The organism is Acaryochloris marina MBIC11017 (assembly GCF_000018105.1).
GTDB classification, from domain to species: domain Bacteria; phylum Cyanobacteriota; class Cyanobacteriia; order Thermosynechococcales; family Thermosynechococcaceae; genus Acaryochloris; species Acaryochloris marina.
Genome location: NC_009925.1, coordinates 603,667 through 620,568, shown reverse-complemented (window position 1 = coordinate 620,568; position 16,902 = coordinate 603,667). Strand labels below are relative to the sequence as shown.

Here is a 16,902-nt window from a genome sequence, read left to right as displayed (position 1 = left end):
ATTTCTCTAGCCACATTTTGATCGAATTTAGTAAAGCGTCATATACATATTTGAATGGAGCACCTTACCCAGGATGACAAGCACCTCTTGGCAATCTAGGTCACCATATCGAATAATATGATTTCAGCACTTTCAGACTGTCCATGAACTGTAATCTCATGGCTATTTGATATAGCAGCAGCATCTCCCGCTATTAGATCATGCTTCCCATTCAACTGAATCGCACCTTTGGCAACGTGTAACCAAGCTTTCCGTTGGACAGGCATCGGATGGACAACAGTACCTTGCCGGCTGAGCTGGGCCGCATATAAATCCACTTGTTGATGAATAGTGACTGCACCCTGCCGACTCTTTTTAGCCCCTATCAGGTACAGGTGATTGAATGGCTGATCTGCTGATAAGCGAACTTGTTCATATCCAGGCTCTAAATCCTCGGCATCAGGAACTATCCAAATTTGCAATAGGTGTACCGGATCAGAGAGGGAGGGATTATACTCACTATGCTGAATTCCTGTGCCAGCGGTCATTCTCTGAACATCGCCAGGTTTAATGATTGAGCCATTGCCCAAACTATCCCTATGCTCTAAAGCCCCCTCTAGCACATAGGTAATAATTTCCATATTCTTATGACCATGGGTTCCAAATCCTTGGCCTGGCTGGATGACATCTTCATTAATCACCCGCAAGGGTCCAAAGTTCATATGGCGAGGATCGTAGTACTGACCGAAGGAAAACGTGTGATAGCTCTTGAGCCAATCTAAGTCTGCAGTTCCTCTTTCTCGGCCTCGACGAATATCAATCATTTAAGTCGACCTCTCTTTACCTAAAGGAAGGACAATTCACTTCTTTCAGTTCGGTGATATATCTATCATCAACTAACTCTTTATAAATGACAATATGATATTTTAGTGACATATTGTCTCTTTATTTACGACAATAAGATGGATAAATTCGACAGTATGTATGCCTTCACCCAAGTGGTTGATGCAGGGGGATTTGCAGCAGCCTCCCGGAAAATGGGACTGTCGCGATCGCAAGTCAATAAATTGGTGATTAACCTAGAGGACAGCTTAGGGGTGCAACTTTTACAACGCACGACGCGCAAAGTAGTCCCCACAAAAACCGGTCTAGCTTTTTATGAGCGTTGTCAAGCCATTCTGGCAGACGTGGCAGAAGCAGAAGAATCCATTACCCAATACCAAACCCAGCCCAAAGGAATCCTGCGAATCAACGCCCCCATGTCTTTTGGCACAGAATACTTAGCTCCGCTCCTGCCTGATTTCTTAACTCAGCATTCAGAATTAAAGGTGGAATTGGTTTTAAATGATCGATTTATTGATCCGATCGAAGAGGGGTTCGATATTAGTATTCGTATTTCTGCACAACCGATAGCTAGTAGCTTAATCGTTCACACCCTTTGTCCTGCCCCCAGAGTGCTATGTGCTGCCCCTGATTATCTTGAGCAACATGGTATTCCTAGGCATCCTGATCAACTCAAGCACCATTCTTGCTTGCACTATGGCTACTCGGAGCCACTCCATCATTGGCAACTCAAAGGGCCTGATCAAATCCATCGGATTCAAGTCCAAGGTGCTATCTGTTCAAATAATGGAGAAGTGCTACGACAGGCAACTCTCAAGGGATTAGGGATTGCGCTGTTACCGATTTTTCTTGTAGGAGAAGATTTGAAAGGTGAGCGATTGCAGGTGGTTTTATCAAATTATGACAGTCCTGGAATCGCAGTTCATATCCTTTATCCCGTGAGTAAACATCTTTCTGCCAAGGTGCAGTTGTTTACAGCGTTCTTACAAACACACCTTGGCCAAGATCCACAACTGGCCGAAGAGACAGACAAGAATTAAGATGGGAGAACGAACCTGTCTCAAAATCGCTGAAATACCGTTTTTTGATCTGACTTCGTTTTTAATCAGCCCCTTAACAGAAGTCCTAATTCTCACCCCACTGACTAGCACCCAGTCATCCAATCTACTCCTAGGCCCGGACCCTATTGAACCCTCTGGACCGTTCGTTATACAAGCAACTTATTTGCTAAGGATTTGATATGAAAAAATGGCTGCTGTTGCTATTATTTATGGCTGGTTTCAGTTGGGCGATCGCAAACTTCCAAGGGCTGTCTGCTCAAGGACAATATGACTCCCTCGTGTTTGATTTCAAAGACTCTCTCTCCACGGCAGAGATTGAACAGCAGGTCAATAACTTATCAGAACAATTCCAAACTAAATTGGCCTATAACAGTGAGTTTTCCTTACAGGATCATGTTTTCATTGCTAAGGGAGATGAGCAGCTCCTCAAAGCGGTTAGAGAATCCGGCATTAGTGAATTTACTGAATTTGTTGAGCCCAACTACATCTATCAAGCATCGTTCAGTCCTAACGATCCAGAGTTTGATAAGCAGTGGAATCTCAAAAGCATCAACATGGAGGCAGCCTGGCAAGCAAGTCGGGGGCGAGGTACAACCGTTGCCGTGATTGATACCGGTATTGCTCCCGTGGCTGATTTGAAACGGACTCGCCTTGTCCCTGGCTATGACTTTGTCAACGATCGGGTCAAGGCCACTGATGATCATGGCCATGGCACCCATGTGGCGGGCACCATCGCTCAATCCACCAATAATAATTTTGGCGTCGCAGGTATCGCCTATGAAGCCCAACTGATGCCACTAAAGGTTTTAAGTCGAGGCGGATCCGGGACTGTCGCAGATATTGCAGAATCTATTCGCTTTGCAGCAGACAACGGAGCCGACATCATCAATATGAGCCTGGGCGGGGGGGGCGAAAGTGAACTGATGCGAGAAGCCATTGAATATGCCCATCAAAAAGGGGTAGTGATTGTGGCCGCTGCGGGTAATGCGGCCAGAAGTGCTGTAGAATTTCCGGCCCGCTACCCCCATGTCATTGGCGTTTCTGCTCTAGATGCGGAAGGCCAAAAAGCACCTTACTCTAATTATGGGGCTGGGGTCGATATTTCAGCCCCTGGGGGCTCCCTTAAAGGCAACAATAGCTTGGGGGGTATTTTGCAAAATACCATCAACCCTCGAGATGGCTCTTCCATCTTTGCCGCCTTCCAAGGAACCAGCATGGCGGCCCCTCATGTGGCGGGCGTTGCGTCCTTAATTCGATCCATTGGGGTCCAAAACCCAGATCAAGTCGAACAGGTTCTCAAACAGTCTGCTGCTGCGGTCAAAGATGATGCCTCCAATTACTTTGGTACGGGTAAATTAGACGCCAGTAAAGCCGTCAGCTTAGCCGCTCAAAAAAGTTTTGGATTCAACGGCTTTATGGGGTGGCTGCGGAATGGCTTATTCTTAGGACCCCGCTTCTGGTTCGACTCCAGAGCAGTCAATTGGGTCAATAAGTTTATTATGCTAGCGGTTGCAGCTGTGCTCGCCTCCCTATTCCGCTTACCTTGGAATTGGCCGATGGGGTTAGGGCTGGTTTTCGGTAGCACCGGCTTATTTATCCTCCGCTGCTTTCATCTGGTGGATCTCCCCCATTGGCCCTTGCGCGTTTTGGGAAGCTCCTTACCCGAATTGGGCAGTGCAATTCAGGGCACCAATGCATTAAACCCCTTAACGGCTAACGTTTTTGCAGCTTTAGCTCTGATTGTCCTCTTCCTAAGCCATCCTCAACTCAAGTGGTTGGCCCTTGGCGGTTCAGTGGGAATTACGGCCTGTTTAGGGGTGAGTGCATTTATAGCGCCCCAAGTCGTCTGGTTAGGCAGCACCGCTGTTGCCCAGGGCTTTTTAGCAATCAATGCTTTGCTCTGTTTAGCGTTAATTTATTTAGCATCTAAATCCGCCACTCGTTCCGCATAAAATCAGCATGTCTATAGAAGCAAAAGGAACCATCACCTTTCAAAGTTTTGGCCTCGGAGTATGGGCTCTAGCGGCCAAAGATGTTACCTACGAGCTATTTGAACCGCCCACCGAATTACAGCAGGAGGGGCTGTCAGTGAACATAACGGGCATCATACGAGATGACATTATGACCGTGGCCATGATTGGCCCAGTTCTAGAAGTTCAAAGCTTTGAAATTTCGGGTTCTTAACATTTAAGGTTGGTTCGAACGAACCACAAAGCTGTGCCGGAGGCGGGCAGCTTTGGTTCCCAACCCATAACTAACCCCCAGCAATACAAAACTGGTCAACCCAAACATGAGTCTGGCTGTAGCGCCTGTTTTACGAATGTCTGACTCACTCCCTCGGAGGATTTTCAGTTCTTGGCCTAGAGGAGCGACCAACTTGCTGGTTTGCCCTGACTCAATACTGGCAATGAGAGTTACTTTTTCCCCACTAGGGAAATACTGGCGCAATACTTTAGGGGTCACCGTGCGAGTCGTAGGCAGATCAGCTAAGGGAAAGGTTTGATCTTGGTACTCAATCGCGATGGGGCGAGAAGTTCTTGAAGATCCGTCATATTGCAATCTAGCGCGAGCCCTTCTATCCGTTCTTAAGGGCAGCTGGGCCAAATCGACATCCACTGAAATAGCCTGGGTTGATGTTTGAAGCCTATTGGCCTGAGACAACATCACGCCATCCACCTGCTCCTGCCACTCGAACAGCATTTCATGGGTTGTCTCTCCTGAATCACGGAATTTAGCTGAGATCTGGAGTTCTCCTTTGAGCACCTTCAGCTCCGGTTCATCTGGCATGGAAATGGGATCTGAAGCTAATAAATAGCCTGAGATTTTGAAGGGAGAAGCGCCTTTCCCTTTATGGTTGAGCGCTTCAGAAATTGACATCTCGGGTAGTTCAGCCAGCTCATTCCCTTGCCAGGTGGTCATCCCCAACACACTGCTGATTAATAGCATTGCCCCTAATCCACCCGTGACGACCGTTCCAAACACCATAAATGAATAGCGATTGTACTCTTGCTTACTGACATGACGAGGACGATCGGTCCAAAAAGAACGTCGCATCTTCATTGAGATTTTTCCTCTTCCATCTCTCCCTAACATTCACGGTTCGGGTTCAAAGATTTCAACCTGCTGGGACAGCACCCCCAAGGTAACCGTCATGCCTGTCTCCATCTGGGGGATAAAGGGAGCTAATACTTCAATAATTGGGGTCCTGAAAATGTTCCGGCTTCGTTTCAGGGTGGGGATAGTAAATCAGTCCTGAAGCAAGGTGGTCGCCAGACTTCACTTGACAGGGGGAGAAGGAAAAGGTTTCAGGGCAAGATGCTGGATACCAATGCACCAGGGGAAACGTCCATTGGGGCTGAATCATCTGGAACTGAGCGGGAGCAATCAAAATATTCAGAGTGCCAGGATAATAGGGGGTTAGGTCTAATCCTAATTCTTTGAAATAAGGTGTTTGTAATGCAATCGTCCCTTCAGGATAAGGAGAGTCAACCCCTCGTCCAGACGCTACACCATAGCCTGAGCGCAGTTTTCCAGACACATAGGTCCAGGCTGGGTCTTCTGATGCTAACAACTGACGATACCTGACCATTGAACTTGTTTCCGATGTTCTCGCCGATAGGAAAAGAACTTATCGGGATCTTGGTAGGTGCAATGGGGTGCGATCGCAACTTGGTCTGGTAGCACTCCCATCTGTTCTAATTGCATGGCATTTACTCGCCGCACGTTTAATCGCACTCGTCCTAGCTCTGAATCGGCAATCAGTGGGGAGTTTTCAACTTGTAGAAGATGCTCAGCAATAACTTCAGGAGCCTGCTCCGATAACTGGGGGGCAACGACGGTACTGCCAACTTGAGCTGCAACTTCCGTATCAACCTGATACATCTCTCCTGCGATCGCAGGCCCCATGGCCACTCGAATATCTTTTAACTGACTCCCTTGCGCTTGCAGACGCGTCAGGGCGACTGGCACAATTTTGGCCGCCGTGCCTCGCCATCCGGCATGGACAGCCGCAACATGGCCTAAGCGCGTATCCGCAATCAATACAGGGGTGCAGTCAGCCGTACAAACCCAAATGGCCTGGTTTTTACTCTGGCTAATTAAGCCATCTGCAGGCGGAAATTCTGATACCGATTCGTCTGTTTCAGGGGCTTGAGAAGCCAGCTGGTTCCAATAGGTCTGAACTTCTGTGGGATCTAAAACTGCATTGCCATGGACCTGCTTGACCCGAAAGATTTGAGCGTCTGCTTTGAGGACCGGGGCTAACTCAGCCGGGGGCCTAGGCCAAAATTCTCGGGTAAAAAATCCATGGGGCCAAGGATCTAGCAAACTACACGTTAAGTAAGAGCGCCCCTCACAGGTGCGCCAATTCCAGGTATGCATGGGGGCAGAATAGACCTTAAACAATGCTAGGCTTACCTATGCTAGCGCGCCGATTCCAGTTTTAACGGGCCTAGCCCTCGAACTGTGAGTTTTGATCAACCCGCGTTTCAGCAGTATCTAACCACCCAAACTTGGGGACGGCCGCTCCACCACTTTGAGGTCCTTGACTCTACCAACACAAAACTCTGGGAGTTAATTAAGCAAGGGGCGAAACCGGGAACGGCGGTTGTTGCCGCCCAACAGCGAGCCGGTCGGGGCCAGCGGGGGCGGACTTGGGAGTCTTCTCTGGGGGGACTGTATCTGTCGGTTGCGATCGCACCTTGTATTCCTGCCGATCAAACTGCCCAACTCACCGTGGCAACCATTTGGGGCCTGGCTACCCTGCTAAGACAGCATCACATCCCAGTGTGGCTTAAGTGGCCTAATGATCTACTTGTACTTGGGAAAAAATTTGGGGGCATCCTGATCGAAACTAGTCTCCAAAATCAACACGTTCAGACAGCAGTGGTCGGCATTGGCCTGAATTGGCGTAATCCAGTGCCAGATCAAGCCATTAACCTAGCGACCATTACAGAAAGGTCCCCCGCCCACCATAGATCTTCGATTCATTCCTTAGAAGAATTAACAGCCCTCACCTTATTGGGTCTAGAAAATGGCTATCTATTTTGGCAAACCCAAGGCATCCATCCATTACTACCCGATTATCTAGATCTAATTAAAATTTATCCTCAAGCCAGTCAACCCATCCGCCAAGATTTGGCAAAACGTCTAGGTTTATGAACTCATCAACACTCTAGGTATAGTAATAATGAAGAAAGTCGTTTCCTGAAAATTTATCTACCATTAGGAAATAAGTGACTAGGTTGATTCTTCCTTAGTAGGTATGCTTTGCTAAGTCTTGAAGGTTAAATTAACCTTGTCTCTCTTTGCTTTACTGATGTGTTTTCCATTGATCACCGACAAAAAACTGAATCACCTCTAAGGATCGAATTGGTATGATGCATCGCTCTCACTCAATCTCTATCCGAACTCACCTTCGGTCAACCTCTCTGTTGTGCCTGGGCAGCTGGCTAAGTCTTCCCCTTGGCTTGGGAGTTCTGTCTCTGAATCAGCGAGCCCAAGCGATTGATCTTGAGAGTCCGACCATCACAGAATCTGCCCCCATCACGCCGGCAGCCCCTCCCGTCGACACGTTTATCGATCCCCCCGAACCTGCTTGGGAACCTGCACCTGTCGCACCTCCTATCCCTGAGCCCATTGCCTTACCTGAAGCCCCTATGCCGGCTGCTCCAGCAGCTCCAATAGCACCAGCCATATCGCCACAAGTCATGCCGCAGGTGGCTGACCGCCCAACCATCGCCCCCAGCAACAAGAGCAACGCCTCCATAACCTATGGCGCAGTCGATGAACCGGTAGAAACCGTATCTGCCCCAAACTCAAATCGAACCGTTCTATCGGGTAGCGTTTCTGGCTGTAAAGCGAGTCTCAATATTGATCCAGTCCTTGCGGCAACCCTTTGTGGCCCTGCGGTCCAAACCGCCCAGCGACCTAACATTCCAACTCGTCAGTATACGCCTGTTGCTTCTGCTCCAACCTATTCGACCTATTCTTATCAACCCCCACAACAACCTGCCTCCCAGGAGACAGCCTACTCTCCGTCCTATATCCCTAAAACGGCTCCAACTCCGTGGGTTACAGGTGCTCCAGCCACTTTGAGCCCCTTAGCAAAAGCCTCTCCTTCGATCAAACGGCTGTCTTCCTCACCTAACCCTTTAAAGTGGCTCGTTCCAAATCGGCAGCGAATGATCTTTCCGTTACCGATGCCCGCTTCTATCACTTCAGCGTTTGGTTGGCGGACTCACCCCATTTCAGGGAAAACCAGTTTCCATGCTGGCACGGATTTGGCAGCACCAACCGGCACACCTGTTTTAGCAACGTTTCCTGGCCAGGTCCAAACCGCAGGCTTTATGGGTGGCTATGGCTTAGCAATTCTTCTGCACCACCAAGATGGGCAACTGGCAACCCGGTATGCCCACCTATCCAAGGTTTATGTCCAACCGGGGCAATGGGTTTCCCAAGGAACTATCATCGGATTGGTGGGGAGTACTGGCAATTCCACTGGCCCTCACCTCCACTTCGAGACGTTAAAGCGTCAAAATAAGCGCATGGTCGCTTTTGATTCAGGAATTCAGCTCAAAGTCTCCCTGGCAGAGTTAATTAAAGCCATGCAGACCGCAAAAGTCCCTCCCAAACCCCAGGGCTAAGTTAGGCACAGCAGATTGAAGTTCAATCGCCTAAATTAACTCAAGCCTAGATGTCCTTCTCGCTGATTGATAAGGCACCCTTAGCGATTGAATATTGGAGCCAGTTTTTCATAGACACCTTAATTTTTTATCACCATCTACTGACAATATGATGTGTGTCATATGTGAGCATGAATTACATCCATCCGTACTCAAATACTCAAGGTTGCTCACTCATTTGATCAAGCAACCGATCATCTTATAGCTGGAGGCTGGATAAAACTGTCCCCATCATAGAGTCCATGTACCGACAACTAATCTTTAGGAGATTGGGATGGATTGCAGGCTTGCCATACTTCAATCATGGCTTGAACTGCCATCTCCACAGGAATTTGTTCCAGAGTTTGGCTGTGATGAAATTTTAAGCTGATAATCAGTTGCTTGTGTAAAACCGAGAGGCGCTGACGTTCATGGGCAGCCTCGACGACGTCATCTTTCATGGGTCATTAGATTGGAGCCAATAGCATCCAAGAGAAATAAGCATCAACATCAAACACCTGCACTGCTAATAATTTTACATAGCAGACGAGGAGAGAGTCTTAGAAAAGTAAAACGAGATGATTAACCTTACTATCTTCCATTGATATAGACAACAAATTTCTTCTGCCTTCTCGACACCGTCATAAGTCCTAGAGAATGATGCAAAAGTCTAATCAATATATCCTCAAAAAATGATGAGGTTGAGGATAGCCCAAGGAGAATTAAATTAATACTAACTTAGACAACCGCTATATGGATACGTAGCTTCAGATATAGAATCGTACAGGTTCTTGGTTTAACCTCATTGCTACAGCTAATGAAGGGATGGCTGATTCTTCAGACAATTGTTATACCATTGCCATTACTCTGTCGCTTAGTTGGTGATAATGCAGATTAATACGCCTGATTGGGTCAAAAATGCTGTCTTTTACCAGATTTTTCCTGATCGCTTCGCTTGCCACCCCCATCCATCCATCCCATCCCAAGTTAATTGGGAAGCTTGGCACGCCCCACCCACCTTCCAAGGATATAAAGGGGGAAATTTGTGGGGGATTATTGATCGCCTCGACTATTTGGCTGATTTAGGTATCACAGCCCTCTACCTCACGCCTATTTTCCAATCAGCATGCAACCACCGGTATCACACCCATGATTATTACCAAGTCGACCCCATTTTAGGGGGGAATGAAGCCCTAACTGATTTGCTTACAGCAGCCCATAAACGCCACATCAAGGTAGTTCTGGACGGTGTATTTAATCATGCCAGCCGGGGATTTTTCTTTTTTAATGACATCTTAGAAAATGGTCCCCACTCACCTTGGGTGGATTGGTTTCGAATTGAGGGCTGGCCTGTTGCAGCGTATCAAGGCAGTAAGCCGGCTAACTACGTGGGCTGGAGTGGTAATCGCGCCTTACCACAGTTCAACCATGACCACCCTGATGTGCGTGAGTACATTATGCAAATTGCGGAGTACTGGATCAAACAAGGTGTTGATGGGTGGCGGCTAGATGTGCCCAATGAAATTGAAGTGCCCGGATTCTGGCAAGAATTTCGCGATCGCGTCAAAGGTATCAATTCAGAAGCCTATATTGTGGGTGAGATCTGGGACAACGCCCAGCCGTGGCTACAAGGCGACCAATTTGATGGGGTGATGAATTACCAATTCCGACAAGCCACTATCGCTTTTACAGCAGGTGATCGAGTGGATGTCGCCTATACAACACAGCCTGCCTATGCCCCTTATCCTGCCCTAGACGCATCAGACTATCAACAACGGATTCAGGACTTACTGACCTGGTATCCCTGGGATATTCAACTCACTCAGCTTAACTTGCTGTCCAGCCATGATACGGCTCGACTGCTGTCCATGGTGCACCTAGACTACAGCACCATAGAACTAGCGACCCTCTTGTTGCTCACCTTTCCCGGTGCTCCTTGTATCTACTACGGGGATGAAGTGGGGCTTCCCGGTGGAATCGATCCCGATTGCCGTCGTAGTTTTCCTGAGGAGGCAGATTGGCATCTACCCTTACAAACCATACACAAGCAGCTGATCCAAATTCGGCACCAGCATGCTGCCCTTAGAACTGGTCAATACCAAGTTTTACTGGCTACAGATGAAGCCTATGTTTTTAGCCGGTCCTTGGCAGAAGAAGTGATGATTGTAGCCATCAACACGAGTACGAAGTCTAGCTCTCTCACCATCGATCTCAGCCCGTTATCCCCATCTATTGCAAAGTTGGACTCTATCTACGGAACCCCTAACGTCTTAGCAATAAATACGAATACTGCAACAGTAGAGTTATCCGCACGACAAGGGAGTATTATGATTGCCAGTTTTGAATAAATAAGGCCTCAATTCGCTTAAACCATCGTTTTGGTATCACAGACGTCGGATTACCCTAATCCGTTGGGCATCCTAAGGATATGGGGGGACCCCAGATTCGGGGATGTCATGAATGCATCTAAATTCCCGTACATTAGAAGCCTTAACAGATGGAAGCAATTTTAATGGTTCTAGCTGGATTGCTATTGGGTATTTTTGCCACCGTAGCAATTCTCTATGCCTTCTTGGTGGTCCTAGTTTTACCAAATAGAGAATCTATCTCTACTTTTCAACAACACTCATTTCAACAGCACTCTTCTCAACCACAACGACTCACGACTGAAGTGCGTGAACTCAGTGATTTACAAGCTTTGATGGAAATTAGACAGCCCCAGCCTGTCGAAGCCCAATCTTGGCATCAAGATTCTGAATATCTCGCTTTAAAAGCAGATATACAAGCTGAATCGCAAGCTTACCAGCGTATTCCCACTTTTCTCAGAGGGTTTATGCCCAAACCTTGGAAAAAAGCTTGGCAGTACAGCGAATCATTAACCTATGTGAATGATTCAATTCCCAAAATTCTTGGAAATTGGGATAGTCGAGAATTCTCTCGTCAATGTACTCCTACGTTATTGAAGTCAACTCAAAAGGACAGCTTAGATCAAAGCTTTGCCGATTTACTGGGTCGATGTGGCCAGATGACAGCTTATCAGGGCATCAAATACTTTGGATTGGATAACCTAAGAGGCGATTCGGTCTGGCAATTTGTGGCTCAAGCTGACTTCGAGAATGGATGGGCGATTATAACCGGACGTGTGATTTGGCAAGGACAGCGCTGTTGGTTCGATCACTTCAGTATTAGCAACGCCATATAGTACTGAAATAGACGCCTCAGAGTAGCTTTCTAATTCACGTATTTTTAGATGGATTTATTAAAGAGCAGGATGTGCTAAATTGCCAACCCTGCTCTTTTTTTAGCATTTGGGCAGGGATCACCAATCCTTCCAAGCTAGCGGGTGGTCTGTATCAGCTGCATAGGTTTGCAAAAGAGATTGATACATCGGGCTATCTGACCATCGATCAATTTCCCGGGCTCGCAGCACCGGTAGAGGATGAGTCAGCTCAGCCGTTCGCACTGACTTAAGGAGATTTGCTAAATCATGATCGATACGATCATAGGCTCGGGCTTGGTCAATAAAGGCATCCACATTAAGCTGAGATGCCAGAGAAGATGATCCCCCCGCTAATTTCATCAGTACGGAAGCCATAACTTTGGCATTTTGGGTGACGAGTAACCCGGCGCGATCGCAAGTGAATTCAGCACAGCGGACCCAAGCCATCAACTGCCGTTGTAGGTTTTGGGCAATTAAGCTGCCAAAGGGAGACAATTGGCCAGCTGCCAGCACTAGCAGGTTAGCAATGGTGAGATAAACGCCATGCTCACATTTGAGATGTCCAAGTTCATGGGCTAAAACAGCCTGCATTTCAGGGGGATCGAGCAATTCCAGCAGTGACGTATGCACCACAATAAACGGTTGCTGTCCCCGCATGGCCAAGGTGTAGGCGTTCGGTGTGGGATTTTGGCGAACATACAGCTGAGGCTGTTCCAAGTCGAGAATATGGCAAGCCTCAGTCAGCAGTTGGTGCAGTTCAGGGAGTTGTCGTTCGCTGACTAAAACGCTGGAACCAATATTTTCTAGATAGAAGACTTGTTCTGCGACGCTGCCTAAAAGGCTTCTCACAAGCCAATCTAACCCAGGGAGCTGCTGGAGTGTTTGGGTTGCTTCCAAATCAATAGGATGTCGGAACTGGGCAGCCTGCAACCCCAATAAGGGAATTTTTGACATCGGCATTTTGTTACTGTTTGCGGTGTGGCCTGACTTCATTGTGACATTTGTTTTTAGAGTAGAGAAAAGGGTTAATTTTTTATCGCCTTAACACTGGGAGAAAAGCAAGGATAAGTTTCTATTTACTCTATTTTTTGATGGGATAACAAAGGGTGGCAAACCGACTTGGACATCAGGGTATATTGAGATGACTAACCGTCCAGGGCTTATATCTATCGGCCATTCTCTAGCAAGCGTCTCCATCTAGTTGAAAGTGCACCCCAAGCAACCGCTTTTTCAAAGTAGATGTGACGGATGTGTTAAGAGAATGCTGATTCTAATCTGGATCTGTTAGTTTGAAAGGGGTATTCGTTTTCCCTTATTTCTTTCGCTATCTTAATTAACAGTAAATTAAACGCCTGTGGCTCCAATCAAAAAAAGAAATCAACAAAACCAGCCAAATATTAACGAACGCATTCGTTTTCCAAAAATCCGCGTAGTCGATGCAGATGGAACTCAGCTCGGCATTATGGCGCCTAGCGAAGCAATGGAAATCGCTGATGAGCGGAACCTGGATTTGGTGTTAGTGAGTGATAAAGCCGATCCACCGGTTTGCCGGGTCATGGACTACGGTAAGTTCAAGTTTGAACAAGAGAAGAAAGCCCGGGAAGCAAAGAAAAAGCAGCATACTTCTGATGTTAAAGAAGTAAAAATGCGCTACAAGATTCAAACCCATGACTACGAAGTGCGGGTTAACCACGCCAAGCGGTTTCTAAAATCTGGCGATAAGGTAAAGGCGACCGTCACTTTCAGAGGCCGGGAGATTCAGCATTCCCATTTAGCCGAAGCGCTGCTAAAGAAAATGGCGAACGACTTGCTTGATTTTGCCGAGATCCAGCAAGCACCCAAGCGCGAAGGACGCAATATGATTATGTACCTATCTCCGAAGAAATAGGACTGGCCTAGCTCCTTCCCTAGCAACCACTTTCAAGCTATAAGGGTGCCCCTCCGACTTGTACCCATTCGTGTAATTCGTATTCCACACAATGGTTCAAGATCAGGGGGTCTTGCTCTACAATTTTTTTTGCTTCTTCATAGGACTGAGCCTCAAAGATTAGCATGCCCCCGGCACTCTCCCGCCAATAGCCCGTTTTGGCCTGATGGCTCTCTAGGTTTTTAACATAGGCGAGGTGGGCAGGCACATGGCGATCAAAGGTGGTTTTATCCACAATGCCGCGTTCAATTTTGATATACCAGGGCATAGCTTAGAGATACTTTTGCAAAATCAAGGAAAGCTGTTCCTTGGTAGCCGCTGGAGCCTGATCCAAGGGGGTAAAGATTGCGTGTTTCAGAGCCTTGTGAGCCTTAGAAGCAGGGGGGGATTGACTGAGACGTTTAACGGTTTCTTTAATCACGCTTTGGGCATTACTCGCATTCTTGTGAAGATTGCCAATAATCATTTCCACCGTGACGCTGTCATGTTCAGGATGCCAGCAATCGTAGTCCGTGACTAGGGCTAGGGTGGCATAGGCAATTTCAGCTTCCCGCGCCAGTTTAGCTTCCGGCAAATTGGTCATGCCAATTACAGTGCCCCCCCAACTTCGATACAAATTAGATTCAGCTTTGGTAGAAAAGGCAGGGCCTTCCATACACACGTAGGTGCCTTGGCGATGGAGGGTGACATCGGGGAGATTCAGGGATGCGATCGCATCCCCCAATACCCCAGCCAATGCGCCACAGACTGGATCACCAAAGCCAATATGGGCCACAATGCCATTGCCAAAAAAAGTAGACACCCGATTCTTGGTGCGATCGATAAACTGGTCCGGCACCACCATATCCAAAGGTTTTGCTTCTTCCTTAAGGGAGCCGACGGCTGAAGCTGAGATCAAATACTCCACACCCAAGGACTTCATGGCATAGATGTTAGCGCGAAAGGGCAATTCACTCGGAATAAGATGATGATTCCGACCATGGCGAGCGAGGAAAGCCACCCGTGCCCCTTCCAAGGTGCCGACAATCAGTGCGTCTGAAGGGTCTCCGAAGGGGGTCTTGATTTGAACTTCTTCTACATCCGTCAGAGCCTCCATTTTATAAAGGCCACTACCGCCAATAATGCCAATTTTTACCTGAGCCATATCTAAGGTTCGTGAGTGTTTAATCCTTTCGTAGTGTACTGGGAAAGTTAGGTGTAGCAACTAGTTTTTTGCCTACTACCATTTCATCATCGGTCAATGAAAATGATTTCCCCTCAGATAACATTCCAAAGAACCTGGGTAACCTAGCGCAGAAGCAAGTGTTTATCAAGGTACTGAGTTAAAAATGACAATAAAGCTCAATAATTTTCGTTCACCACTCAAATCTGTGATGGTCCTCAGTCTTGTCGGTTTAATGGGTGCCTGTTCGGGGTCAACGGAAAACAGCCCCGAGATCAATAGTCCAGCCAGTACTCCAGAAGCTACTAGCTCTGCTACACCAGACCCCGCCTCGTCACCTGTGAATACCGCGCGCAATGCCGAAGGGGAAACAACGCTAGGATCAGTGCTTAGAGCACAGCAGGCCTATCATCTAGAGTATGGTAAATTCACCACCAGCCTAGAAGATCTCCAACTCGGAATTACAATGAACTACTTCACGTTTGCAGGATTAGATGCAGACGCAGCCCAAACGACCTTCAAAGTGGTTGCCAAAGAAGCAGGTCTCAATAGCTATGCAGGTGGGGTTGCCAATGTCGACTCCATTTTTGAAGTGATTCTATGTGAGAGTAGTTCGCCCAGCCAAGATATTGCCCCTCCCCAATTTGAAGAAGGCTCTTGGAGTTGTGGTCCAGAGTCCCAAAGAGTAGAGGGTTAACATGCAAAAATCCAGGGGGTTGGCCGCGCTTTCATCCCCTGGTGTTTGCTTTAGATATTGGTTTGAGTCTAAGCTGAAGCCCAATCTTGAGGCTTTAAGAATGTCTCATATAACTCTGCTTCAGGAGTATCAGGCTCAGGAGAATAAGCATACTCCCAACGCACTAGCGGTGGCAGCGACATCAGGATAGATTCAGTACGACCATTGGTCTGCAAGCCAAAAATAGTCCCTCGGTCATAGACCAAGTTGAATTCCACATATCGGCCTCGACGATACAGTTGGAAGTTCCGTTCACGGTCACCATACTCAGTATCCCGACGTCGCTCGACAATCGGGACATAGGCAGGCAAAAAGGCGTTACCGCAGTCTTGAGCAAAGGCAAATATCTCATCCCATGACCGTTGGGGTAAAGAACCCAACTGATCACTATGGTGAGCAGCAATCCCCTCAGCATGGGGGCCACGATACAAAGCACCAATGCCATCCTGATAATCAAAGAAAATACCGCCAACTCCCCGCATTTCTTGTCGGTGCTTCAGATAAAAATACTCATCACACCAAGGCTTAAAGGTGGAGTAATATTCAGGGTGATGACGATCGCAGGCCGCTTTCATCGTTTGATGAAAATGGACCACATCTTCTTTGAAGGGATAATACGGCGTCAGATCAATCCCACCCCCAAACCACCAAACTGGTCCGGCTTCAAAATATCGATAATTCAGATGTACCGTTGGCACGTAGGGACTGCGGGGATGCAGTACCATCGAAGTCCCCGTCGCATAAAATCGGTGCCCTGCAGCTTCTGGCCGTTGTTTAAGAATAGAGGGAGGCAAATGATCCCCCCAGACCTCGGAGTAATTGACACCACCCTGTTCTAAGAGTCCACCTTCTCGAAGGACCCGCGAGCGACCACCGCCCCCTTCCGGTCGATCCCAGGAGTCTTCCTGAAAAGTGCTTTTACCATCTAACGTTTGCAGCTTGTCGCAAATACTGTCCTGCAAACCTCGCAGAAATTTTCCCACCTGCTCTTTAGAGTCTGAAGGAGGTGGAGGAGCATTTGTTACCGCTGCAGGAGTAGAAGGAGATGCGGTCATGAGGGGCCTCTAGAGAAATAGGGGCTGGGCCATTATAAATATGCTTCGCTAATTTTGTAGGAAGCAGAGAGCCAGCCAGGTTGCTTTATCTACTCTAGAACGATTTGGACCAATGGAGAATAGGGGATTCGAACCCCTGACCTCTGCGGTGCGATCGCAGCACTCTACCAGCTGAGCTAATTCCCCAAGAAACGCGGGCTATAACCGCGTCCATGTAGTCTAATGAGTCCGTCTTGGCTCTGTCAATTGCAGAACAG

18 protein-coding genes and 1 tRNA gene are annotated in these 16,902 nt (G+C 47.7%); 9 read left to right on the top strand and 10 right to left on the bottom strand.

The window, feature by feature from the left end; all coding sequences use genetic code 11:
* Window positions 1-95: 95 nt before the first annotated feature.
* Window positions 96-803, bottom strand: coding sequence for a pirin family protein (locus AM1_RS02785; protein WP_012161278.1), 708 nt, complete (start codon window positions 801-803; stop codon window positions 96-98).
* Between the two features lie 138 nt (window positions 804-941).
* Here AM1_RS02785 and AM1_RS02780 point away from each other — a divergent pair, with 138 nt between their 5' ends.
* The 3 genes from AM1_RS02780 (at window position 942) to AM1_RS02765 (ending at window position 4,067) form a co-directional block, all read left to right on the top strand.
* Entirely contained in the window at window positions 942-1,862 is a 921-nt protein-coding gene (locus AM1_RS02780; protein ID WP_012161277.1) for a LysR family transcriptional regulator, read from the top strand.
* A 200-nt stretch (window positions 1,863-2,062) separates the two neighbouring features.
* On the top strand, window positions 2,063-3,835 hold the full coding sequence (locus AM1_RS02770; RefSeq protein WP_012161275.1) for a S8 family peptidase: 1,773 nt from the start codon (window positions 2,063-2,065) through the stop codon (window positions 3,833-3,835).
* A gap of 7 nt (window positions 3,836-3,842) precedes the next feature.
* Window positions 3,843-4,067: a hypothetical protein gene (locus AM1_RS02765; protein WP_012161274.1), complete on the top strand. Its 225-nt coding sequence runs from the start codon at window positions 3,843-3,845 to the stop codon at window positions 4,065-4,067.
* A 3-nt stretch (window positions 4,068-4,070) separates the two neighbouring features.
* On the opposite strand, the gene AM1_RS02760 is transcribed toward AM1_RS02765, so the two are convergent.
* The 3 genes from AM1_RS02760 to pgeF form a co-directional block, all read right to left on the bottom strand.
* Window positions 4,071-4,937: a hypothetical protein gene (locus tag AM1_RS02760; protein WP_238549151.1), complete on the bottom strand. Its 867-nt coding sequence runs from the start codon at window positions 4,935-4,937 to the stop codon at window positions 4,071-4,073.
* Between the two features lie 136 nt (window positions 4,938-5,073).
* A complete protein-coding gene (locus AM1_RS02755; protein WP_012161272.1) occupies window positions 5,074-5,472 on the bottom strand; it encodes a hypothetical protein in 399 nt (132 codons plus the stop codon).
* Window positions 5,448-6,263, bottom strand: a complete 816-nt coding sequence (gene pgeF / locus AM1_RS02750) for a peptidoglycan editing factor PgeF (protein WP_041660735.1) — start codon at window positions 6,261-6,263, stop codon at window positions 5,448-5,450. Before pgeF ends, AM1_RS02755 begins: the two co-directional genes overlap by 25 nt.
* 84 nt (window positions 6,264-6,347) lie before the next feature.
* Between pgeF and AM1_RS02745 the strand changes: the two genes are divergently transcribed.
* Together AM1_RS02745 and AM1_RS02740 are read left to right on the top strand one after the other, a co-directional pair.
* Window positions 6,348-7,043 (top strand): biotin--[acetyl-CoA-carboxylase] ligase, encoded by a 696-nt coding sequence (locus AM1_RS02745; RefSeq protein ID WP_012161270.1) that lies wholly within the window; start codon window positions 6,348-6,350, stop codon window positions 7,041-7,043.
* Window positions 7,044-7,258: 215 nt separating this feature from the next.
* Window positions 7,259-8,527, top strand: a complete 1,269-nt coding sequence (locus tag AM1_RS02740; RefSeq protein WP_012161269.1) for a M23 family metallopeptidase — start codon at window positions 7,259-7,261, stop codon at window positions 8,525-8,527.
* Window positions 8,528-8,820: 293 nt separating this feature from the next.
* Here the strand turns inward: AM1_RS02740 and AM1_RS02735 are convergent, their stop codons facing one another.
* Complete coding sequence (locus AM1_RS02735; RefSeq protein WP_010470992.1) at window positions 8,821-9,006, bottom strand: hypothetical protein; 186 nt, start codon at window positions 9,004-9,006, stop codon at window positions 8,821-8,823.
* A gap of 426 nt (window positions 9,007-9,432) precedes the next feature.
* Between AM1_RS02735 and AM1_RS02730 the strand changes: the two genes are divergently transcribed.
* Both AM1_RS02730 and AM1_RS02725 read left to right on the top strand, forming a co-directional pair.
* Window positions 9,433-10,893: a glycoside hydrolase family 13 protein gene (locus tag AM1_RS02730; RefSeq protein ID WP_012161268.1), complete on the top strand. Its 1,461-nt coding sequence runs from the start codon at window positions 9,433-9,435 to the stop codon at window positions 10,891-10,893.
* Window positions 10,894-11,042: 149 nt separating this feature from the next.
* Window positions 11,043-11,747 (top strand): hypothetical protein, encoded by a 705-nt coding sequence (locus tag AM1_RS02725; RefSeq protein ID WP_012161267.1) that lies wholly within the window; start codon window positions 11,043-11,045, stop codon window positions 11,745-11,747.
* A 117-nt stretch (window positions 11,748-11,864) separates the two neighbouring features.
* On the opposite strand, the gene AM1_RS02720 is transcribed toward AM1_RS02725, so the two are convergent.
* On the bottom strand, window positions 11,865-12,725 hold the full coding sequence (locus AM1_RS02720) for a M48 family metallopeptidase (RefSeq protein WP_012161266.1): 861 nt from the start codon (window positions 12,723-12,725) through the stop codon (window positions 11,865-11,867).
* A gap of 394 nt (window positions 12,726-13,119) precedes the next feature.
* On the opposite strand from AM1_RS02720, the gene infC reads away from it, so the two are divergent.
* Window positions 13,120-13,653 (top strand): translation initiation factor IF-3, encoded by a 534-nt coding sequence (gene infC, locus AM1_RS02715; protein WP_010470985.1) that lies wholly within the window; start codon window positions 13,120-13,122, stop codon window positions 13,651-13,653.
* A 37-nt stretch (window positions 13,654-13,690) separates the two neighbouring features.
* On the opposite strand, the gene AM1_RS02710 is transcribed toward infC, so the two are convergent.
* On the bottom strand, window positions 13,691-13,960 hold the full coding sequence (locus AM1_RS02710; protein WP_012161265.1) for a YciI family protein: 270 nt from the start codon (window positions 13,958-13,960) through the stop codon (window positions 13,691-13,693).
* 3 nt (window positions 13,961-13,963) lie between these two features.
* Window positions 13,964-14,836 carry an S-methyl-5'-thioadenosine phosphorylase gene (locus tag AM1_RS02705; protein WP_012161264.1) on the bottom strand — a complete coding sequence of 291 codons (873 nt, stop codon included), beginning with the start codon at window positions 14,834-14,836 and terminating at the stop codon, window positions 13,964-13,966.
* Window positions 14,837-15,065: 229 nt separating this feature from the next.
* Here AM1_RS02705 and AM1_RS02700 point away from each other — a divergent pair, with 229 nt between their 5' ends.
* Window positions 15,066-15,551, top strand: a complete 486-nt coding sequence (locus AM1_RS02700) for a type IV pilin-like G/H family protein (protein WP_238549150.1) — start codon at window positions 15,066-15,068, stop codon at window positions 15,549-15,551.
* 68 nt (window positions 15,552-15,619) lie between these two features.
* On the opposite strand, the gene hemF is transcribed toward AM1_RS02700, so the two are convergent.
* Entirely contained in the window at window positions 15,620-16,645 is a 1,026-nt protein-coding gene (gene hemF / locus AM1_RS02695; protein ID WP_012161262.1) for an oxygen-dependent coproporphyrinogen oxidase, read from the bottom strand.
* Between the two features lie 113 nt (window positions 16,646-16,758).
* Window positions 16,759-16,831, bottom strand: a tRNA-Ala gene (locus tag AM1_RS02690).
* Window positions 16,832-16,902 lie beyond the last annotated feature (71 nt).